21 protein-coding genes and 1 other RNA gene are annotated in these 16,762 nt (G+C 63.1%); 10 read left to right on the top strand and 12 right to left on the bottom strand.

Annotated features, from left to right (window positions below; translation table 11 throughout):
- Positions 1–15 precede the first annotated feature (15 nt).
- Positions 16–237, top strand: a complete 222-nt coding sequence (gene rpmE / locus QAZ47_RS07775) for a 50S ribosomal protein L31 (RefSeq protein WP_040974396.1) — start codon at positions 16–18, stop codon at positions 235–237.
- 187 nt (positions 238–424) lie between these two features.
- Here rpmE and QAZ47_RS07770 read toward each other — a convergent pair whose 3' ends face one another.
- Positions 425–1,066, bottom strand: a complete 642-nt coding sequence (locus QAZ47_RS07770) for a TetR/AcrR family transcriptional regulator (protein ID WP_278232838.1) — start codon at positions 1,064–1,066, stop codon at positions 425–427.
- 119 nt (positions 1,067–1,185) lie between these two features.
- Between QAZ47_RS07770 and QAZ47_RS07765 the strand changes: the two genes are divergently transcribed.
- Entirely contained in the window at positions 1,186–1,662 is a 477-nt protein-coding gene (locus QAZ47_RS07765; protein WP_278232837.1) for a DUF1772 domain-containing protein, read from the top strand.
- Positions 1,663–1,693: 31 nt separating this feature from the next.
- Here the strand turns inward: QAZ47_RS07765 and QAZ47_RS07760 are convergent, their stop codons facing one another.
- From QAZ47_RS07760 to QAZ47_RS07750, 3 genes are all read right to left on the bottom strand, one after another.
- The gene (locus tag QAZ47_RS07760) at positions 1,694–2,005 is read right to left on the bottom strand and encodes a SelT/SelW/SelH family protein (protein WP_278206100.1); all 312 of its coding nucleotides are present in this window, start codon (positions 2,003–2,005) and stop codon (positions 1,694–1,696) included.
- Between the two features lie 19 nt (positions 2,006–2,024).
- Positions 2,025–2,774 (bottom strand): YebC/PmpR family DNA-binding transcriptional regulator, encoded by a 750-nt coding sequence (locus tag QAZ47_RS07755; RefSeq protein WP_278077795.1) that lies wholly within the window; start codon positions 2,772–2,774, stop codon positions 2,025–2,027.
- Positions 2,775–2,989: 215 nt separating this feature from the next.
- Complete coding sequence (locus tag QAZ47_RS07750; protein ID WP_278232836.1) at positions 2,990–3,313, bottom strand: helix-turn-helix domain-containing protein; 324 nt, start codon at positions 3,311–3,313, stop codon at positions 2,990–2,992.
- Between the two features lie 51 nt (positions 3,314–3,364).
- Here QAZ47_RS07750 and QAZ47_RS07745 point away from each other — a divergent pair, with 51 nt between their 5' ends.
- The 3 genes from QAZ47_RS07745 to QAZ47_RS07735 are packed head-to-tail and all read left to right on the top strand — an operon-like array spanning position 3,365 to position 4,750.
- On the top strand, positions 3,365–3,847 hold the full coding sequence (locus QAZ47_RS07745) for an SRPBCC domain-containing protein (protein WP_278077793.1): 483 nt from the start codon (positions 3,365–3,367) through the stop codon (positions 3,845–3,847).
- A 31-nt stretch (positions 3,848–3,878) separates the two neighbouring features.
- Positions 3,879–4,268: a VOC family protein gene (locus tag QAZ47_RS07740; RefSeq protein WP_278232835.1), complete on the top strand. Its 390-nt coding sequence runs from the start codon at positions 3,879–3,881 to the stop codon at positions 4,266–4,268.
- Between the two features lie 20 nt (positions 4,269–4,288).
- Complete coding sequence (locus QAZ47_RS07735; protein WP_278232834.1) at positions 4,289–4,750, top strand: SRPBCC family protein; 462 nt, start codon at positions 4,289–4,291, stop codon at positions 4,748–4,750.
- A 239-nt stretch (positions 4,751–4,989) separates the two neighbouring features.
- Here the strand turns inward: QAZ47_RS07735 and QAZ47_RS07730 are convergent, their stop codons facing one another.
- The 4 genes from QAZ47_RS07730 to ssrS form a co-directional block, all read right to left on the bottom strand.
- Positions 4,990–5,757, bottom strand: coding sequence for a TerC family protein (locus QAZ47_RS07730; RefSeq protein WP_278232833.1), 768 nt, complete (start codon positions 5,755–5,757; stop codon positions 4,990–4,992).
- Positions 5,758–5,838: 81 nt separating this feature from the next.
- Positions 5,839–6,663: a YmdB family metallophosphoesterase gene (locus QAZ47_RS07725; RefSeq protein WP_278206096.1), complete on the bottom strand. Its 825-nt coding sequence runs from the start codon at positions 6,661–6,663 to the stop codon at positions 5,839–5,841.
- Positions 6,664–6,741: 78 nt separating this feature from the next.
- Positions 6,742–7,329 carry a 5-formyltetrahydrofolate cyclo-ligase gene (locus QAZ47_RS07720; RefSeq protein WP_278232832.1) on the bottom strand — a complete coding sequence of 196 codons (588 nt, stop codon included), beginning with the start codon at positions 7,327–7,329 and terminating at the stop codon, positions 6,742–6,744.
- Between the two features lie 469 nt (positions 7,330–7,798).
- Positions 7,799–7,954, bottom strand: a non-coding RNA gene (gene ssrS, locus QAZ47_RS07715) — 6S RNA.
- Between the two features lie 151 nt (positions 7,955–8,105).
- Between ssrS and QAZ47_RS07710 the strand changes: the two genes are divergently transcribed.
- The 4 genes from QAZ47_RS07710 (at position 8,106) to msrB (ending at position 11,181) form a co-directional block, all read left to right on the top strand.
- The gene (locus QAZ47_RS07710) at positions 8,106–8,945 is read left to right on the top strand and encodes a MoxR family ATPase (protein WP_278232831.1); all 840 of its coding nucleotides are present in this window, start codon (positions 8,106–8,108) and stop codon (positions 8,943–8,945) included.
- Between the two features lie 93 nt (positions 8,946–9,038).
- Entirely contained in the window at positions 9,039–9,485 is a 447-nt protein-coding gene (locus QAZ47_RS07705) for a GNAT family N-acetyltransferase (RefSeq protein WP_278232830.1), read from the top strand.
- 6 nt (positions 9,486–9,491) lie between these two features.
- Entirely contained in the window at positions 9,492–10,682 is a 1,191-nt protein-coding gene (locus tag QAZ47_RS07700) for a VWA domain-containing protein (protein ID WP_278232829.1), read from the top strand.
- A 94-nt stretch (positions 10,683–10,776) separates the two neighbouring features.
- Positions 10,777–11,181 carry a peptide-methionine (R)-S-oxide reductase MsrB gene (gene msrB, locus QAZ47_RS07695; RefSeq protein ID WP_126080718.1) on the top strand — a complete coding sequence of 135 codons (405 nt, stop codon included), beginning with the start codon at positions 10,777–10,779 and terminating at the stop codon, positions 11,179–11,181.
- A gap of 57 nt (positions 11,182–11,238) precedes the next feature.
- On the opposite strand, the gene QAZ47_RS07690 is transcribed toward msrB, so the two are convergent.
- Positions 11,239–11,586 carry a hypothetical protein gene (locus QAZ47_RS07690; RefSeq protein ID WP_278232828.1) on the bottom strand — a complete coding sequence of 116 codons (348 nt, stop codon included), beginning with the start codon at positions 11,584–11,586 and terminating at the stop codon, positions 11,239–11,241.
- A 158-nt stretch (positions 11,587–11,744) separates the two neighbouring features.
- On the opposite strand from QAZ47_RS07690, the gene QAZ47_RS07685 reads away from it, so the two are divergent.
- The gene (locus QAZ47_RS07685; protein ID WP_278232827.1) at positions 11,745–12,254 is read left to right on the top strand and encodes an arsenate reductase ArsC; all 510 of its coding nucleotides are present in this window, start codon (positions 11,745–11,747) and stop codon (positions 12,252–12,254) included.
- 20 nt (positions 12,255–12,274) lie between these two features.
- Here QAZ47_RS07685 and QAZ47_RS07680 read toward each other — a convergent pair whose 3' ends face one another.
- The 3 genes from QAZ47_RS07680 to pyc all read right to left on the bottom strand — a co-directional run bounded on the left by QAZ47_RS07680 (position 12,275) and on the right by pyc (position 16,690).
- A complete protein-coding gene (locus QAZ47_RS07680) occupies positions 12,275–12,721 on the bottom strand; it encodes a hypothetical protein (protein WP_278232826.1) in 447 nt (148 codons plus the stop codon).
- Positions 12,722–12,743: 22 nt separating this feature from the next.
- Complete coding sequence (locus QAZ47_RS07675) at positions 12,744–13,004, bottom strand: DUF2312 domain-containing protein (protein ID WP_278077776.1); 261 nt, start codon at positions 13,002–13,004, stop codon at positions 12,744–12,746.
- Positions 13,005–13,231: 227 nt separating this feature from the next.
- A complete protein-coding gene (gene pyc, locus QAZ47_RS07670; protein ID WP_278232825.1) occupies positions 13,232–16,690 on the bottom strand; it encodes a pyruvate carboxylase in 3,459 nt (1,152 codons plus the stop codon).
- Between the last annotated feature and the right edge of the window lie 72 nt (positions 16,691–16,762).

The raw sequence follows: 16,762 nt of genomic DNA, 5'->3' as shown, positions 1-16,762 counted from the left end.
CCAGGAAACACGACAATGAAGGCCGATATCCATCCCGACTACCACACCATCAAGGTCGTCATGACCGATGGCACCGAATACCTGACCCGTTCGACCTGGGGCAAGGAAGGTGACACGATGAACCTCGACATCGACCCGACCACGCATCCGGCCTGGACCGGCGGCCAGCAGACCCTGCTCGACCGCGGCGGCCGCCTGTCCAAGTTCAAGAAGCGCTTCGAAGGTTTCGGCCTCTAAGCTCATCTCCGCTTTGTCGCAGATCAAAAACCCGCCTCGAGGCGGGTTTTTTGTTGCATTCGCTTGCCCCTACCTCCCCTTCTAGGCCCTGTGGGGAGGTCGGACCGAAGGTCCGGGTGGGGTCTGGCGCCGCCCCCTCCCCGCTGTTTCGCAGCGACCCTCCCCACGGGGGGAGGGTGGGAAGATCCTATTCAGCCAACAGTTCCCTCAGCGCCATGCGCTTGTAGGCCGCGACCAGTCTGTCGCCTTCTTCCCGATCGACGGAGATCGCCAGCCGCATGGCGGTTTCGCCCGTTTGCCAGACGAGGAACGCGGTCGTCTCCAGCTCGACCGGATCGGCATCGGGCCTGAGCCGCTTCAACACCGCCACCAAAAATTCGGCATTGGCGCGGCTGTCGGCGAGCTCGAGCTCGCGCAGCGCCTTGTCGGCCTGCGTGCCTGACCAGATGTCGCGCATCACCGGCTCGGCCAGGAACAGGCGGTAGTAGATGTCGACCAGTTCCGAAAACGCTTGGCCGAGCCCTTCGGCGTCGCCGACATCCTTCAGCGCCGCCGCAATGCAGGCCTGGCTTTCGGCGGTGTAGCGCTCGGCAAGCGCCCAGACGATCGCCCGCTTGTCCGGAAAGAACTGGTAGAGCGAGCCGATCGAGACACCTGCCCTTTCCGCCACCTCACCCATGCGCATGGCGTCGCTGCCTTGCTCGGCGATCAGCGCCGAGGCGGCGGCAAGCATGCGCTCGACCCGCTCGCGGCTGCGCTGCTGGCTCGGCGACCGGCGCGGCGAAGCGATGGCATCCTGATCGGTCTTCGCGGCGACTTTGTCATCCATGACTCACTCCGGGGCGGTTTTTCGAAACTGGCTTGACTCGCAAGATATGAGGGTTTATCACGTTTTGCAAATGTGAGAGTTACTCATGTTTTATCGTCGACAAATCTGGAGCAACCGACATGATGAAATTTCTTCCCACCCTCACCTTCATTGCCGCGATCGGCTCCGGCGTTGTCGGCGGCGTCTTCTTCGCATTCTCGAATTTCGTCATGGCGGCGCTTGCCCGGCTGCCCGTGCCAAGCGGCATCGCGGCGATGAATTCGATCAACGTCACGGTGATCACGCCGACTTTCATGACGGCGCTGTTCGGCACCGGCCTGATCTGTCTGGTGCTTATCGCCGCCGCCATTATGGGCTGGAGCCAGCCTGGTTCGTACTGGTTGCTTGCCGGCGCCGTGATCTATCTTATCGGCAACCCGATCGTGACCATGGTCTTCAACGTGCCTCTCAACGATGCGCTCGCTGCGGTCGATCCGGAGAGCGCCAACGGCGCCGCCGTGTGGGCGAAACATCTGAGCCAATGGGTGATGTGGAACCATGTCCGCACCGTCACTGCCATCGTCGCGATGGCATGCTTCATTTTGGCGCTGATCTGAAGACAGTATTCCGCAATGCAAAGACCCCGCCTCAGGCGGGGTCTGTCTTCTTGTGCGTTTTGCGGTCCGCATGACCGAGGTCGCGGTCCGGGTCGATGACGTCTCGCACCAGTTGCTTCAGCTTTGCTGCATCCGGAAAGCCGCCGTCGCGCTTGCGTTCCCAGATAAGCTGATCGTCGCAGGTGATGGTGAAGATGCCGCCGGTGCCTGGCACCAGCGTCACCTCGCCAAGATCCGTGCCGAAGGTCGACAGCAATTCCTGCGCCATCCAGCCGGCACGCAACAGCCACAGGCATTGCGTGCAGTAGGTGATGCGGATGGTCGGAAGCGGCTTCTCGCTCATATTGGATCGCGTGGCCGACTCAAGCCGCGCTGAGCTTGGCCATCGTCTCGTCGTCGACCTCGAAATTGGCGTAGACGCTCTGCACGTCGTCATCGTCCTCGAGGGTGGCGACCAGCTTCATCAGCGATTGCGCCCGCTCTTCGTCGACCGGGACGTTGTTCTGCGGCCGCCAGATCGGCTTCACCGATTCCGCCTCGCCGAGCGCGGCTTCCAGCGACTTCGACACGTCGCCGAGATTTTCGAAGCTGCAATAGATGGTGTGGCCTTCTTCGTCGGACTCGACGTCGTCGGCGCCGGCCTCGATCGCCGCTTCCATGACCTTGTCGGCGCTGCCGGCCGAAGCCGGATAGTAGATCTCGCCGATGCGGTCCCACATGAAGGACACCGAGCCGGTTTCGCCGAGAGCTCCGCCGGCCTTGGTGAAGGCGGCGCGCACGTTGGACGCCGAGCGGTTGCGATTGTCGGTCAGCACTTCGACGATCAGCGCCACGCCGCCGGGGCCGTAGCCCTCATAGCGCACCGCTTCGTAGTTTTCGGCGTCGCCGGCGGAGGCCTTGTTGATGGCGCGCTGGATGTTGTCCTTCGGCATCGAGACCGCCTTGGCGTTCTGCACCGCAAGGCGCAGCCGCGGGTTCATCGCCGGGTCCGGCGTGCCGGTCTTGGCCGCGACGGTGATTTCGCGCGCCAGCTTGGAAAACATTTTCGACCGCACCGCGTCCTGGCGGCCCTTGCGGTGCATGATGTTCTTAAATTGCGAATGGCCAGCCATGGCACCCCTGTCGTGTTCGGCTAGAGCATTTTTCGGCCGGGCGCGATCACCCGGCATCGGCAAAATGCTCGAATTCAAATTTTCAGAACGTCTGAGCTATGCCTGCGAAGGCACGCGGCGCTCTCTGTCGGAATGGCCGGCTTATAGATAAATCGGCTCAATTCGTCCAGCCGCGCCATTGAGCCGGCGATGAAGCCAGTCGCGTGAGGACTGTGTCATCCCCCCAAGTCCGACTTGAGCCGGTCGAGGATGCTGATGGCGTGACTGGCATACTGGCTGATCCAGCGGTCGTGGATCTGCTTGATCGGCAAAGCGTTGAGATGGTTCCAGCGTTCGCGCCCCTCGCGCTTCGCCACGACCAGATCGGCCTCTTCGAGCACTTTGAGATGCATCATCACCGTGCAGCGGTCCATGTCCGGGAAAGCCTCGCAGAGCGCGCCGGTGGTCTGCGGCTGATCCTTCAACCGGTCCAGCAGTTCGCGCCGGCGCGGATGCGCCAAGGCCTTGAAAACATGGTCGTCTGCGGTTTGGCTTGACATGTTATATTTCTATAACATATCGTTTGGGCGATCAAGGAAGGAGCTGTGGATATGTCTCTTGGATTCAGGATTTCCGGGCGAATCGGCAAACCGGTCGCCGAGGTCTTCGACGCGGTCGTCAATCCGACGAAGCTCAGCGGCTATTTCACCACCATCGGCGGCGCCTCCGCCCCATTGGTAGCCGGCACCACCGTGACCTGGTGGAAGACGGTTCCGGTCGAGGTCGACGAGGTGACCAAGGACAAACGCATCGTGCTGCGCTGGGATGCGACCGACGCCGAAGGCAAGCCAGCCTACAAGACCCGCATCGAGATGAATTTCGAGCCATTGGATGACGGCGGGACCTTCGTCACCATCGCCGAAGCCGGCTGGCGCGAAGGCGAGGTCGGCCTGAAGAAGTCCTACCTCAATTGCGAGGGCTGGTCGCAGATGCTGGCGTGCATGAAGGCCTATCTCGAATACGGCATCAACCTGCGCGACGGCTACTATCGCGCCGAGATGAAGGGCGAGCCGGCCAACGAGACCAACATCTGAGCCGCAAGAACTGAGCGACGGGAGGACTGCCATGAAGGTAACGCCATTCCTGATGTTCGAAGCTAAGGCCGAGGAGGCCATGGCCTTCTATTGCGAGACCATTCCGCAGAGCCGCGTCGTCGACGTCACGCGCTACGGTCCAGGCGAGGACGGGCCCGAGGGAACCGTCAAGCTGGCGCGCGCATCGATCGGCGGCACGGAGGTCATGATCTTCAATAGCCCGGTGCATCACGCCTTCACCTTCACGCCATCGGTCTCGTTCTTCGTCGACTGTTCCTCCGAAGAGGAACTGGAGCGCATCGTCGAAGCGCTGGCCAAGGACGGCGGATTCCTGATGCCGCCCGGCAATTACGGCTTCAGCCGCCGTTTCGCCTGGCTCAACGACCGCTTCGGCGTTTCCTGGCAGATCAACCTGCCCTGATGCGAAATTGGGAGAACGCCATGGAACTCAAAGAGAGCCCCATCGCCGAAGCCGGCATGCTGATCCGCCGGCCCGTCGCCGACGTTTTCGCGGCGATTGTCGATCCGACGATCACCACGAAGTTCTGGTTCACCCATTCCAGCGGCCGGCTGGACGCGGGCAAGACGGTTCAATGGGAGTGGCGCATGTATGGCGTTTCGACCAAGGTCGAGGTCAGCGAGATCGTTCCCAACCAAAAGATCGTCATGCAATGGAGCGAGCCGCCGACCACCGTCGTCTGGACTTTCACCCAGATGCCCGGCGACACGACCTTTCTCGAAGTTAGCAATTTCGGCTTCGCGGGCTCCGGCGACCAGCAGGTGCAGCAGGCGATCGAATCCACCGGCGGCTTCTCGCTGGTGCTGGCCGGCGCCAAGGCGTGGCTGGAACAGGGGCTGATGTTCGGCCTGATCGGCGACCGCCGTCCCAAGGGCCTAAAATGAATTCGTCATGCTAGGGCGGAGCAAGGAGCGAAGCGACGCGCGCAGACCCTAGCATCCATGCCGTGACGCCGACGTTTCGCCGCGTCTCGAGATGAAACGCCAAAAAATCCGACAGCTGACCTTCAGCCGTAACACAATTCTGCTCCGCCGCATTATTCGGCGTGGGTAACGGCATGGATTCTAGGGTCTGCGCTCCGCTTCGCGTCGCTCCGCCCTAGAATGACGAAGGTGTGCCAGCATCAGTGCCCGCTGCCCGACCTCTGCTTCTTGCGGTGCCGGGCCAGCATGTTGAGGCCCTCGACCAGGGCGGAAAATCCCATGGCGGCATAAATGTAGCCCTTGGGCACGTGGTAGCCCATGCCGTCGGCGATCAGCGTCATGCCGATCATCAACAGGAAACCCAGTGCCAGCATGACGATGCTGGGGTTCCTGGCGATGAAATTGGCAAGCGGCGTCGCCGCCAGCATCATCGCGCTCACCGCCACGATCACCGCGATATACATGATGGCGATCTCGTCGGTCATACCGACGGCGGTGATGATGGAATCGATCGAGAAGACGAGGTCGAGCAAAAGGATCTGGAAGATCGCGCCGGCAAGGCTCATCTGCAGCGCACCCCCAACCATCGTATCCTGATGATCCTGCGGGTCGACCGTGTGGTGGATTTCCTTGGTCGCCTTCCAGACCAGGAACAGGCCGCCGGCGATCAGGATCAGGTCGCGCCAGGAAAAGCCGTGCCCGAACGCCGTGAACACCGGCGTCGTCAGTTGCACGATGATCGAGATGGTGGCGAGCAGGATGAGGCGCATCACCAGCGCCGCCGAGATGCCCAGCCTGCGCGCGCGGGCGCGCTGCGCTTCCGGCAGCTTGTTGGTGAGGATCGAGATGAAGATCAGATTGTCGATGCCGAGCACCACCTCCAGCACCACCAGCGTCAGCAGCGCGACCCACGCGGTTGGATCGGAAACGAAGGCGAAGTGCGGCGCCAGGAATTCGACAAGCTGCATGGAGGTCGTCCCCTCTACGATCTGAAGCAGGTTTTCGGCGAGTTCCGCGGGAGTTAGGTGCTTGAGGTCCTCATATCAATGTCACGACCAGAAGGACGGCGCCGTTTCCTCCAGCCGCGGACCGCGACGAAACGGCGCGATCTTCTCGGCAAGACCCGTGCGATCGGAGATCTCGACGCCGATGCCACAGAGCGTCGCCGGCCCGCTCGCCGCCTCGAACCGGCCCTTCGGCACTTTCGAAAGGAAGCGGTTGAGCGGCTCTTCCTTGTCCATGCCGAGCGAGGAATCGTAGTCGCCGCACATGCCGGCATCCGAGATATAGGCGGTACCGCCATTGAGGATCTGGTGATCGGCGGTCGGCTGGTGCGTGTGCGTGCCGACCACCAGGCTGGCGCGGCCGTCGACGAAATGCGCGAAACACATCTTTTCCGACGTCGCCTCGGCGTGGAAATCGATGACCGCCGCATCCGCCTGCTCGCCAAGCGGACAGGCGGAAAGCTCGCGCTCGCCGGCCTGGAACGGATCGTCGAGCTCGGGATGCATGAAGACGCGCCCCATGATGTTGGCGACCAGCACCCGCGCGCCGTTCCTGGCGATATAGACGCCCGAGCCGCGTCCCGGCGTGCCCTTGGGGAAATTGGAGGGGCGCAGGAAGCGCTCCTCGCGCGGCGCGAAGATCAGCGCGTCGCGCTGGTCCCAGACATGGTTGCCGGTGGTGACGACGTCGGCGCCCGCCGCCAGCGTCTCGCGAAATATCTCTTCGGTGATGCCGAAACCGCCGGCGGCGTTCTCGCCATTGACGATGACGAAGTCGAGCTTGAAGTCGGAGATCAAGCCCGGCAGCTGTTCCCACACCGCCGTGCGTCCAGTTTTTCCGACCATGTCGCCGAGGAAGAGAAGTCTCATACGATCCTGCGCCGAAAGTCCGACAAGCAAAAGCTGCATGACTTTCCGCAAAAGATCATGCGTTTTTCAAACGCTTTTCTACAATCGAGGCGCGAACCGGCGCAACCCGCTCTCGGTGAGTATTTCCGGGATGATCACGTCGTGGTTCTCTTCCGGCACCATCGCAACTTCCTGGCAGTCGAAGGCAATGCCGATCAGCCGGGGCGTCAGCCCCTTGTCGGCCAGCCTGGCGATCGCCCGGTCGTAATAGCCGGCGCCGTAGCCGACGCGGTGGCCGCGCGCGTCGAAGGCGGCAAGCGGCACCAGCATCAGCGAGGGGTCGAGCACTTCGGCCTCCTCATGCGGCCCGACCGTGCCGAAGCCCATCTCGACCATCGGCGCGCCGTGCACCAGCTCGCGGAACACGATCGTGGTCTTGTCGAGGATCGCCGGCAGGCAGAGCCTGGCTCCCTTTTCGCGCAGCACGAACATCAGCGGCCGCACGTCGACCTCGGAGCGCATCGGCCAGAAGCCGGAGACGATTTGGCCCGGCTCGACGGCGATCTCGGCCTTCGCGGTCTCGGCCATTTCGAGCGCGATCTCCACCCGCCAGAATTCATCGAGCGCATCGCGGCGCGCCAGCGCGTCCTTGCGAAGCTGTCTTTTCAGGTCTTTGGATGAGGTCATAGGCGGACGCTAGAAAAGGTCGAGCTTGGACGGCGTTGCAGGAACGACGTTTTCTAGCGTAATTCCAGGAAAGTGCGCAGCGCTATTCCGACCGGAATTGCGTCAAAACAGAGAGCAGGCGCAAGTCTCCCGAGATCGGGCTACTATGCACATCTTCTGTGACTGGCGTGACTGATCGGGCTGGAGGCTTGATTGCCACGTGGTTCCCCCAATCCGTCGCTGCTTCGCAGCGCCACCTTTCCCCCCTCCGGAGGGAAAGGAAGGGAGCGTTGCTGGAAGAGCGTTGACGGTAAAAAGCCTGGCGCCTTTCCTCTACCCCGTCGATCGGGGGAGAGGTGGCTCGGCGAAGCCGAGACGGAGTGGGGGTCGACCAGCGCTACATTAGACAATGCATGCGCCAAGCCGCCATGCCCGCTATCAAAGACCAGCCGCTTGGAAATGTGCGCATGCGTAGCCGAAATCGGGAGAGTGACGATCCACACAACCGGTGGAGAGGTCGATCCCGGGTGCCTACAAAGTAGGTGGGCGCCGTGTGAGAAAACCCACGGGTCTTCCCAGGGACAGCTCCCTAAGGATCGATAAGGCCCCGGGGATAAGTTTCTCCTGCCGGGAAGCGCAGACCGCCGGCGCCAATATAGGCCGACGGCTGGCCGAGCGCCAGAAGGACAGCCGGCCGAACGCCGGCAAAATTTGCGTCAGGCACCTTGCGGCGTTGCTATGCCTTGCACAGGCCGGGCGGCGTCCTTACGGTCGCGGCCGAACGATCAGGAGAAAAAATGCGCTTCGAAGGCACCGCAGCCTATGTCGCCGACAAGGATCTGATGGTGGCGGTCAACGCTGCGATCGCGCTGGAGCGACCGTTGCTGGTCAAGGGCGAGCCGGGTACCGGCAAGACGGAACTCGCCCGCCAGGTGGCGGCGGCGCTCGATCTCGATTTCATCGAATGGAACGTCAAGTCGACCACCAGGGCGCAGCAGGGCCTTTATGAGTATGACGCCGTCTCGCGGCTGCGCGACAGCCAGCTCGGCGACGACCGTTTCAGCGACATCGGGAACTACATCAAGCGCGGCAAGCTCTGGGACGCCTTCGCGGCGCAGAAGAAGGTCGTGCTTTTGATCGACGAGATCGACAAGGCCGACATCGAGTTCCCCAACGATCTGCTGCAGGAGCTCGATCGGATGGAGTTCTTCGTCTACGAGACCGGCGAGACCATCCGTGCCGAATTTCGACCGATCGTCATCATCACCTCGAACAACGAGAAGGAATTGCCGGACGCCTTCCTGCGCCGCTGCTTCTTCCATTATATCCGCTTCCCCGACATCGAGACGCTGCACCGGATCGTCGACGTTCATTATCCCGGCATCAAGCAGAACCTTGTGCGGGCCGCGCTCACCCAGTTCTACGAGATCCGCGAGGTGCCGGGGCTGAAGAAGAAGCCGTCGACCTCCGAGGCGCTCGACTGGATCCGTCTGCTGGTCGCCGACGACATCGCGCCGGAAGATCTGCGCGCCGACCCCAAGAACGCGCTGCCGAAACTGCATGGCGCGCTGCTGAAGAACGAGCAGGACGTGCATCTGTTCGAGCGCCTGGCCTTCATGGCCAGGCGGCAGGGATAGGACGGCAGCAATAGCGCTTTCTCCGGCTGTGGACCGTTGCCGGCAAGCGGTCGCCAACGCAGCTTCGGACGCAAAGCATTGGAGGAGAATGAAATGTCCGAGATCACCGTCCGCCCGCTCGCCCAGTCCGATCACGCCGACTGGCGCCGCCTGTGGACCGCATACCTCACCTTTTATGAGACCAAGTTGCCGGACGCCGTTTACGACGTCACTTGGAAACGCCTCTTCACGCCAGGCGAGTTCGAGCCGAAGGGTTTCATCGCCACGCTCGACAGTAAGGCCGTGGGCCTGACGCACTATCTCTATCACCGCTCCTGCTGGTCTGAGGTCAACAACTGCTATCTGCAGGACCTGTTCGCCGACCCCGAAGTGCGCGGCAAGGGCATCGGCGCCGCCTTGATCGAAGCCGTGCGACAGGAGGCCGGCAAGATCGGCGTGAGGAACGTCTACTGGATGACGCACGAGACCAACGCCACCGCGCGCCGGCTCTACGACCATGTCGCGCGCCGCACGGGCTTCGTCGAATACGATCTGCTATAAGGGCAAATGTTCATTCCCTTCTTCCTCGAACTGAAGGCTGCGCGGGTTCCCGTTTCGCTCAGGGAATATCTGTCGCTGCTGGAAGGGCTGGAAGCGGGATTGGTCGACTATGACGTCGAGGGTTTCTACTACCTTGCACGCTCGGCCCTGGTGAAGGACGAGCGCCACATCGACCGCTTCGACCAGGTCTTCGCGCATGTCTTCAAGGGCGTCGAGGCGCTTGCCGGACCGGATGCCGTCGATGTCGCCAACATTCCAGAAGAGTGGCTGCGCCGTTTGACGGAAAAGCATCTGACCGACGAGGAGAAAAAACTGGTCGAGGCGCTGGGCGGCTTCGACAAGCTGATGGAGACGCTGAAGCAGCGGCTGGAGGAGCAGAAGGGCCGGCATCAAGGCGGATCGAAATGGATCGGCACCGGCGGCACCTCGCCCTTCGGCGCCTATGGCTACAACCCGGAAGGCGTGCGCATCGGGCAGCACGAAAGCCGGCATCGCCGCGCGGTGAAGGTATGGGACAAACGCGAGTTCAAGAACTTCGATGACGCGGTCGAGCTCGGCACCCGCAACATCAAGGTGGCGCTGAAGCGCCTGCGTCGTTGGGTGCGCGAGGGCGCCGAGGAAGAGTTCGATCTGCCCGGCACGATTCATGCCACCGCCGAGCATGGCTATCTCGACGTCAAGACGCGACCCGAGCGCCGCAACGCGGTGAAGCTATTGATGTTCTTCGACGTCGGCGGCTCGATGGACGATCACATCAAAAGCGTCGAGGAATTGTTCTCGGCCGCCCGCGCAGAATTTCGCCAGCTCGAATATTTCTACTTCCACAACTGCCTTTACGAGCGCGTCTGGAAGGACAATCGACGGCGGCTCGCCGAGACGATCCCGACCTTCGACCTGCTCCACAAATACGGGCCGGACTACAAGGTGATCGTCGTCGGCGACGCCTCGATGAGCCCGTACGAAATCGCTCATCCCGGCGGCTCCGTCGAGCACTGGAACCCGGAAGCAGGCGGCGTTTGGCTCGCGCGACTTTTGCAGCAATGGCCGAATGCCGTCTGGCTGAACCCGGAAGCCGAGAAGAACTGGCGCTACACCCATTCCATCGCCATGATCAGCGACATCTTCGGCGGCCGCATGTTCCCGCTCACGCTCGCCGGGCTCGAGGCCGCTACGAAGCAGTTGTCGCGCAAGCACTAGCCTACTGCCGCTGGCAGCGCCTGTAACAAATGCCTATGTTCGTGCGAATACAGGCTGCCAACCAACAACGAGCCGCCAAGGCCGAGGAGATTCCATGGACACCCACGCCTATCCCGTCACCCGCACCGACGCCGAGTGGCGCGCCCGGCTGACGCCGGAGCAGTACGCCGTCATGCGCAACCACGGCACCGAGCGCCCCGGCAGCTGCGCTCTGCTTTACGAGAAGCGCGCCGGCACTTTCTTCTGCGTCGGCTGCGACCAGCCGCTGTTCGAATCCAAGCTGAAGTTCGAGAGCGGAACCGGCTGGCCGAGCTTCAACGACCCCGTCCCGGGTTCGATCGAGACGACCGTCGACCGCAGCTACGGCATGGTCCGCACCGAATGCCACTGTTCGCGCTGCGGCAGCCATCTCGGCCACGTCTTCGAGGACGGCCCGCCGCCGACCGGCTTGCGCTACTGCATCAACGGCGTGGCGCTGCGCTTCGAGCCGTCGGCCTGACCGGCGCCTGACCAGCACTCCAAAAGGGCGGCTTCGGCCGCCTTTTTTCATCCCTACTTACACGACGACAGTCGCGATCAGCCAGAGCGCCGAGCCCAGCATCATCAGTTGGGCCTTGAACCCGCCGGTCCGTTCCGCCGTCCGCCAGACGGCAAGGCTGAGGAATATGTTGCAGGGAACGGGGAGGAAATGCACTGTTAGAACCAGCCAGAGCGGCAGCTTCAGCCCGAGCAGGACGAGCGCCGCCCCCGACGAGGCGATGTTGATCGCCGTGCCGGCAAGCAGCATGTCGCGCCAGAACAGCCGGTCGAGCGGTGCTTGACCTTGCCAGCGCATGCGCAGGAAGCCCGCCGCCTCGCGGTCGGTCTTCGCCGGCGCGGCGCCTTCGAGCTCAGGCTTGCCCATCAATAGAGCCTCATGGAACCACACGAAAGTTTCGAACCCGCATGTCGCAATATCCGGCGCAGACGAAACAGAAACTGACTGCCAAAACACGTATCATCACGAAGCCGTGACCCACATCGTGTTCTGTCATTTGCACACGCAACACAGAGAGGTTCGAAATGAGCGGTCAAGTCTACAACGTTCTTTTTCTCTGCAACGCCAACTCGGCCCGCTCGATCATGGGCGAGGCCATTCTCAACCGGCTCGGAGCCGGCCGTTTCAAGGCCTATTCGGCCGGCGCGAACCCCAGCGGCACCATCAACCCATACACGCTTCAGCTGCTGGAGAGCCTGAACTACGATACGTCCTTCGCCCGCTCGAAGAGCTGGGACGAGTTTTCGAGGCCGGGCGCGCCGGAGATGAACTTCATCTTCACCGTCTGCGACAGCGCGGCGAACGAAAGCTGTCCGGTCTGGCCCGGCCATCCGATGACGGCGCTTTGGGCGGTGCCGGATCCGGCCAAGGCCGCCGGAAAGGACGCCGAGCAGCATCTGGCCTTTGCCGATGCCTTCCGCATGATGAGCAACCGCATCGGCCTGTTCGTAAACCTGCCGATTAGCTCGCTCGACCGCATGGCGCTGCAGCAGCATCTCGAAGAAATCGGCCGCAACCAGTCACGAGCGGGTTGAGCCTCGGCGAAGCGGTGGCTCTACGACCGGGCTTCGCCAAGAACCGCGACGATAGCCTGCTCGAATCGCGAGCATTCCGTCACCAGCCAGTCGGCCATGGCCGGCCAGTTGTCCTCGGCGAAACAGTTGACCCGCCACTGCGAATTGATGCCGAGATTCTGCGCGCTCTGCTCCGGCCTGAGCTTCAGCCTCGCCTCGATCGCCGGCTGGAACGGCTTCAGCCGTGTCCAGACCTCCGTTGCGCCGAGCTTCTCGTTGCGGCCGAAGAAGACGCCGACCACGTTCTCGCTGGGCGCGACATACATGGAAAGCACCAGGGCGAACTCCGGCATCCCGCGTTGCCAGAACCAAGGCCCCCGCCGCGCCATCCTGGCCCTTTCCTCGGGGTGCCGTTCGGCGAACAGCGCCCAGAAGCCGCGATGGCGGAACTCCGAAGCGCGATGGCCGCCGAAGTCGAACTCACTCATGGCCGGCTCCCGGCCATGAACCTCAGACCATGCCGAGAGCGGCCTTGTAGAGATCCAGGATGGACTCCTCCTCCTGGCGCTCGGCCTGGTCCTTCTTGCGCAGCCTGATGATGGTGCGGATCGCCTTGGTGTCGAAGCCGGTGCCCTTGGCCTCGGCATAGACGTCCTTGATGTCGTCTGAAATCGTCTTCTTCTCTTCCTCGAGCCGCTCGATGCGCTCGATGATGGCACGCAGCTGGCCGGCGGCTACAGTCTGGCTGGTCTCGGTGATCTCGTCGGCCATTTTTCTCTCCGCGTTTTTTTGCGCCACGGCGATTCCCGCCCCGGCAAAATTGGAGCGGGTTCGATGCCCGAGCAGGCGCGGCGGGTCAAGACATTATCGCTGCGGCATGAAGGGTTGCTGCCAGCCGAGGACGCTCGATCCCGGCAAATGGCGACGAGCCAACGCGTAGCACCGGAAGCGCAGGAAGACGGCGTTTGCACGCCGGTCTCACCTGAATATCAACACACCTATCCGAAGGCGATCAGCAGATCCTTGGCATCGATCTGGTCGCCCGCCTTGACCAGCACCTCGGCGACCACGCCGTCGCGCTCGGCGTGCAGCGCCGTCTCCATCTTCATCGCCTCGATCGACAAGAGCACGTCGCCCGCCTTGACGGCCTGCCCGGCGGCAACGGCAAGCGCCGACACCACCCCGGGCATCGGCGCGCCGATATGCGCCTCGTTGCCCGGCTCCGCCTTGCGCCGCGCCTTGGCGGCCGAGGCGCCATGCGCGCGGTCGGGCACCTTGACGCGGCGCGGCTGGCCGTTGAGCTCGAAGAACACGGTGACCATGCCCTTTTCGTCGACGTCGCCGAATGCCTGGCAGCGCACCACCAAGGTCTTGCCCTTCTCGATGTCGACGAAGATCTCGTCTTCCGACTTCATGCCGTAGAAATAGGTCGGCGTCGGCAGCACGCTCACCGGGCCATAGGTTTCCTGCGCGGCGGCAAAGTCGGTGAAGACCTTCGGATACATCAGCCAGGAGGCGAACTCGAACTCGTTGAGCTTGCGCTCGAGCTTTTCCTCGATTTCCTTGCGGCTGGCCTTGAGGTTAGCCGGCTTGAGCAGCGAGCCCGGCCTGACCGTGATCGGCTTCTCGCCCTTCAGCGCCTTCTTCTGCAGCGCCTGCGGCCAGCCGCCGGGCGACTGGCCGAGATCGCCGCGCAGCATCGACACGACCGAGTCTGGGAAGGCGATGTCCTTGGCCGGGTTCTCGACATCGGCGACGGTGAGGTCCTGGCTCACCATCATCAGCGCCATGTCGCCGACCACTTTCGACGACGGCGTCACCTTGACGATGTCGCCGAACATCAGGTTGACATCGTGATAGGCCTGCGCCACTTCGTGCCAGCGCGTTTCCAGTCCAAGAGAGCGCGCCTGCTCCTTGAGGTTGGTGAACTGGCCGCCCGGCATTTCGTGCAGGTAGACTTCCGAGGCCGGCCCCTTGAGGTCGCTTTCGAAGGCGGCATACTGGTTGCGCACCGCTTCCCAGTAGAAGGAGATGTGGCGGATCCACTGCGGATCGAGGCCGGGGTCGCGCTCGGTGCCCTTGAGCGCCTCGACGATCGAGCCGAGGCAGGGCTGCGAGGTGTTGCCGGACAAGGAATCCATCGCCGCGTCGATGGCGTCGACGCCGGTTTCGACCGCCGCCAGCACCGTCGCCGCCGACAGGCCGGACGTGTCATGCGTGTGGAAATGGATCGGCAGGTCGGTCTCCTCGCGCAGCGCCTTGAACAGCACCCGCGCCGCCGACGGCTTCAAGAGACCGGCCATGTCCTTGACGGCGATGATATGCGCGCCGGCCGCTTCCAGTTCCTTCGCCAACCCGACATAGTATTTGAGGTCATACTTTGCGCGCGCCGGATCGAGGATGTCGCCGGTATAGCACATCGCGGCTTCGATCAGCCTGCCCTCGGCGCCCACCGCGTCCATGGCGACGCGCATGTTCTCCACCCAGTTCAGGCAGTCGAAGACGCGGAACAGGTCGACGCCGCCGGCAGCCGCCTGTTTGACGAAGTGCTGCACGACATTGTCGGGATAGTTGGTGTAGCCGACACCGTTGGCGCCGCGCAAAAGCATCTGCAGCAGAAGGTTGGGGGCTGCTTCGCGCACCCGTGACAGCCGCTCCCACGGATCCTCGGTGAGGAAGCGCATGGCAACGTCGAAGGTCGCGCCGCCCCAGCATTCCAGCGACAGCAGCTGCGGCAGCGCCCGCGCATAGGTGCCGGCGATGCCGGCGATGTCATAGGTGCGCATGCGGGTGGCGAGCAGCGACTGGTGGCCGTCGCGCATCGTCGTGTCCGTGACCAGTACCTGGTTCTGCTCGCGCATCCAGGCCGCGAACTTCTCAGGCCCGAGCGCATCGAACCGCTGCTTGCTGCCATCCGGCACCTTGCCGTTGAGATAGGGCACGACCGGTGCCGCCGCATCGGCCTTGGGCATCGGCCGGCCGCGCGTCTCCGGATGGCCGTTGACGCTGACGTCGGCGAGGTAGTTGAGCAGCTTGGTGGCACGGTCTTGCCGCTTCACCTGCTGGAACAGCTCCGGCGTCGTGTCGATGAACTTGGTGGTGTAGGAATTGTCGGCGAAGCTCGGGTGATTGATGATCGCTTCGAGGAAAGTGAGGTTGGTCGCCACGCCGCGGATGCGGAATTCACGCAGCGCCCGGTTCATGCGCGCGATCGTCTCGGCCGGCGTGGGAGCCCATGCCGTCACCTTTTCGAGCAGCGGGTCGTAGAAACGAGTGATGACCGCGCCGGAATAGGCGGTGCCGCCGTCGAGGCGGATGCCGAAGCCGGTGGCGCCGCGATAGGCGGTGATGCGGCCATAGTCCGGAATGAAATTCTGCTCTGGGTCCTCTGTGGTGATGCGGCACTGCAGCGCGTGGCCGTTGAGCCTGATGTCCTTCTGCGCCGGGACGCCGGATTCCGGCGTGCCGATGGCGAAGCCGTCGAGGATGTGGATCTGCGCCTTCACGATGTCGATGCCGGTCACCATTTCGGTGACCGTGTGCTCGACCTGGATGCGCGGGTTGACTTCGATGAAGTAGAATTTGCCGGTGTCGGCGTCCTGCAGGAACTCGACCGTGCCGGCGCCGATGTAGTTCGTCTCGCGCGCGATCTTCAACGCGTAGCCGCAGAGCTCCTGGCGCAACTGGTCGCTGAGGTAGGGAGCCGGCGCGCGCTCGACGACCTTCTGGTTGCGGCGCTGGATCGAGCAGTCGCGCTCGAACAGATGCACGGCATTGCCGTGTGTGTCGCCAAGCACCTGCACCTCGACATGGCGGGCGCGCTCGATCAGTTTCTCGAGATAGACCTCGTCCTTGCCGAAGGCGGCCTTGGCCTCGCGCTTGCCCTCCATAACCTCGCGCGCAAGGTCGGCTTCCGCGCGGATGGCGCGCATGCCGCGGCCGCCGCCGCCCCACGAGGCCTTCAGCATCACCGGATAGCCGATTCCCGCGGCGAGCTTCTTCACCGCTTCCATGTCGTCGGGCAGCGGATCGGTGGCGGGCACCACCGGCACGTCGACCTCGATCGCCAGGTTGCGCGCGGCGACCTTGTTGCCGAGCCGGCGCATCGTCTCCGGCTTCGGTCCGATGAAGGTGATGCCGGCGGCGGCGCAGGCCTCGGCGAATTCCGGGCTCTCCGACAAAAGGCCGTAGCCTGGATGGATGGCATCGGCGCCCGACAGCTTGGCGACGCGGATCACCTCGTCGATCGAAAGATAGCTTTCGATCGGCCCCATGTCCTTGTTGAGATGCGGTCCGCGCCCGACCTGATAGCTCTCGTCGGCCTTGAAGCGGTGCAGCGAATATTTGTCCTCTTCCGCCCAGATCGCCACGGTTTTGAGGCCGAGCTCGTTAGCCGCGCGAAAGACGCGGATGGCGATTTCGGACCGGTTGGCGACGAGGATCTTCGTGATTGCCAAGGACTGGGCTCCAGCAGCGGAAGGTGAGATGAAGGCAGCAATGATTAGCGTGAAAATGCTGCAGCGCAAACA

This window comes from Mesorhizobium sp. WSM4904 (genome assembly GCF_029674545.1).
Taxonomy (GTDB): domain Bacteria; phylum Pseudomonadota; class Alphaproteobacteria; order Rhizobiales; family Rhizobiaceae; genus Mesorhizobium.
Note: the sequence above shows the minus strand (reverse complement) of the source record. Positions and strands in the feature narration are given on the sequence as shown.

Bases quoted from the DNA above. Each gene is read 5' to 3' on its own strand.
- QAZ47_RS07740 (WP_278232835.1), top strand. From the start codon at position 3,879: ATGAAGGTAACGCCATTCCTGATGTTCGAAGCTAAGGCCGAGGAGGCC.
- QAZ47_RS07720 (WP_278232832.1), bottom strand. From the start codon at position 7,329: ATGACCTCATCCAAAGACCTGAAAAGACAGCTTCGCAAGGACGCGCTG.
- QAZ47_RS07680 (WP_278232826.1), bottom strand. From the start codon at position 12,721: ATGAGTGAGTTCGACTTCGGCGGCCATCGCGCTTCGGAGTTCCGCCAT.
- QAZ47_RS07755 (WP_278077795.1), bottom strand. From the start codon at position 2,774: ATGGCTGGCCATTCGCAATTTAAGAACATCATGCACCGCAAGGGCCGC.
- QAZ47_RS07770 (WP_278232838.1), bottom strand. From the start codon at position 1,066: ATGGATGACAAAGTCGCCGCGAAGACCGATCAGGATGCCATCGCTTCG.
- QAZ47_RS07745 (WP_278077793.1), top strand. From the start codon at position 3,365: ATGTCTCTTGGATTCAGGATTTCCGGGCGAATCGGCAAACCGGTCGCC.
- QAZ47_RS07735 (WP_278232834.1), top strand. From the start codon at position 4,289: ATGGAACTCAAAGAGAGCCCCATCGCCGAAGCCGGCATGCTGATCCGC.
- msrB (WP_126080718.1), top strand. From the start codon at position 10,777: ATGGACACCCACGCCTATCCCGTCACCCGCACCGACGCCGAGTGGCGC.
- QAZ47_RS07750 (WP_278232836.1), bottom strand. From the start codon at position 3,313: ATGTCAAGCCAAACCGCAGACGACCATGTTTTCAAGGCCTTGGCGCAT.
- QAZ47_RS07675 (WP_278077776.1), bottom strand. From the start codon at position 13,004: ATGGCCGACGAGATCACCGAGACCAGCCAGACTGTAGCCGCCGGCCAG.
- QAZ47_RS07705 (WP_278232830.1), top strand. From the start codon at position 9,039: ATGTCCGAGATCACCGTCCGCCCGCTCGCCCAGTCCGATCACGCCGAC.
- QAZ47_RS07730 (WP_278232833.1), bottom strand. From the start codon at position 5,757: ATGCAGCTTGTCGAATTCCTGGCGCCGCACTTCGCCTTCGTTTCCGAT.
- QAZ47_RS07765 (WP_278232837.1), top strand. From the start codon at position 1,186: ATGATGAAATTTCTTCCCACCCTCACCTTCATTGCCGCGATCGGCTCC.
- QAZ47_RS07685 (WP_278232827.1), top strand. From the start codon at position 11,745: ATGAGCGGTCAAGTCTACAACGTTCTTTTTCTCTGCAACGCCAACTCG.
- rpmE (WP_040974396.1), top strand. From the start codon at position 16: ATGAAGGCCGATATCCATCCCGACTACCACACCATCAAGGTCGTCATG.
- QAZ47_RS07710 (WP_278232831.1), top strand. From the start codon at position 8,106: ATGCGCTTCGAAGGCACCGCAGCCTATGTCGCCGACAAGGATCTGATG.
- QAZ47_RS07725 (WP_278206096.1), bottom strand. From the start codon at position 6,663: ATGAGACTTCTCTTCCTCGGCGACATGGTCGGAAAAACTGGACGCACG.
- QAZ47_RS07690 (WP_278232828.1), bottom strand. From the start codon at position 11,586: ATGGGCAAGCCTGAGCTCGAAGGCGCCGCGCCGGCGAAGACCGACCGC.
- QAZ47_RS07760 (WP_278206100.1), bottom strand. From the start codon at position 2,005: ATGAGCGAGAAGCCGCTTCCGACCATCCGCATCACCTACTGCACGCAA.
- QAZ47_RS07700 (WP_278232829.1), top strand. From the start codon at position 9,492: ATGTTCATTCCCTTCTTCCTCGAACTGAAGGCTGCGCGGGTTCCCGTT.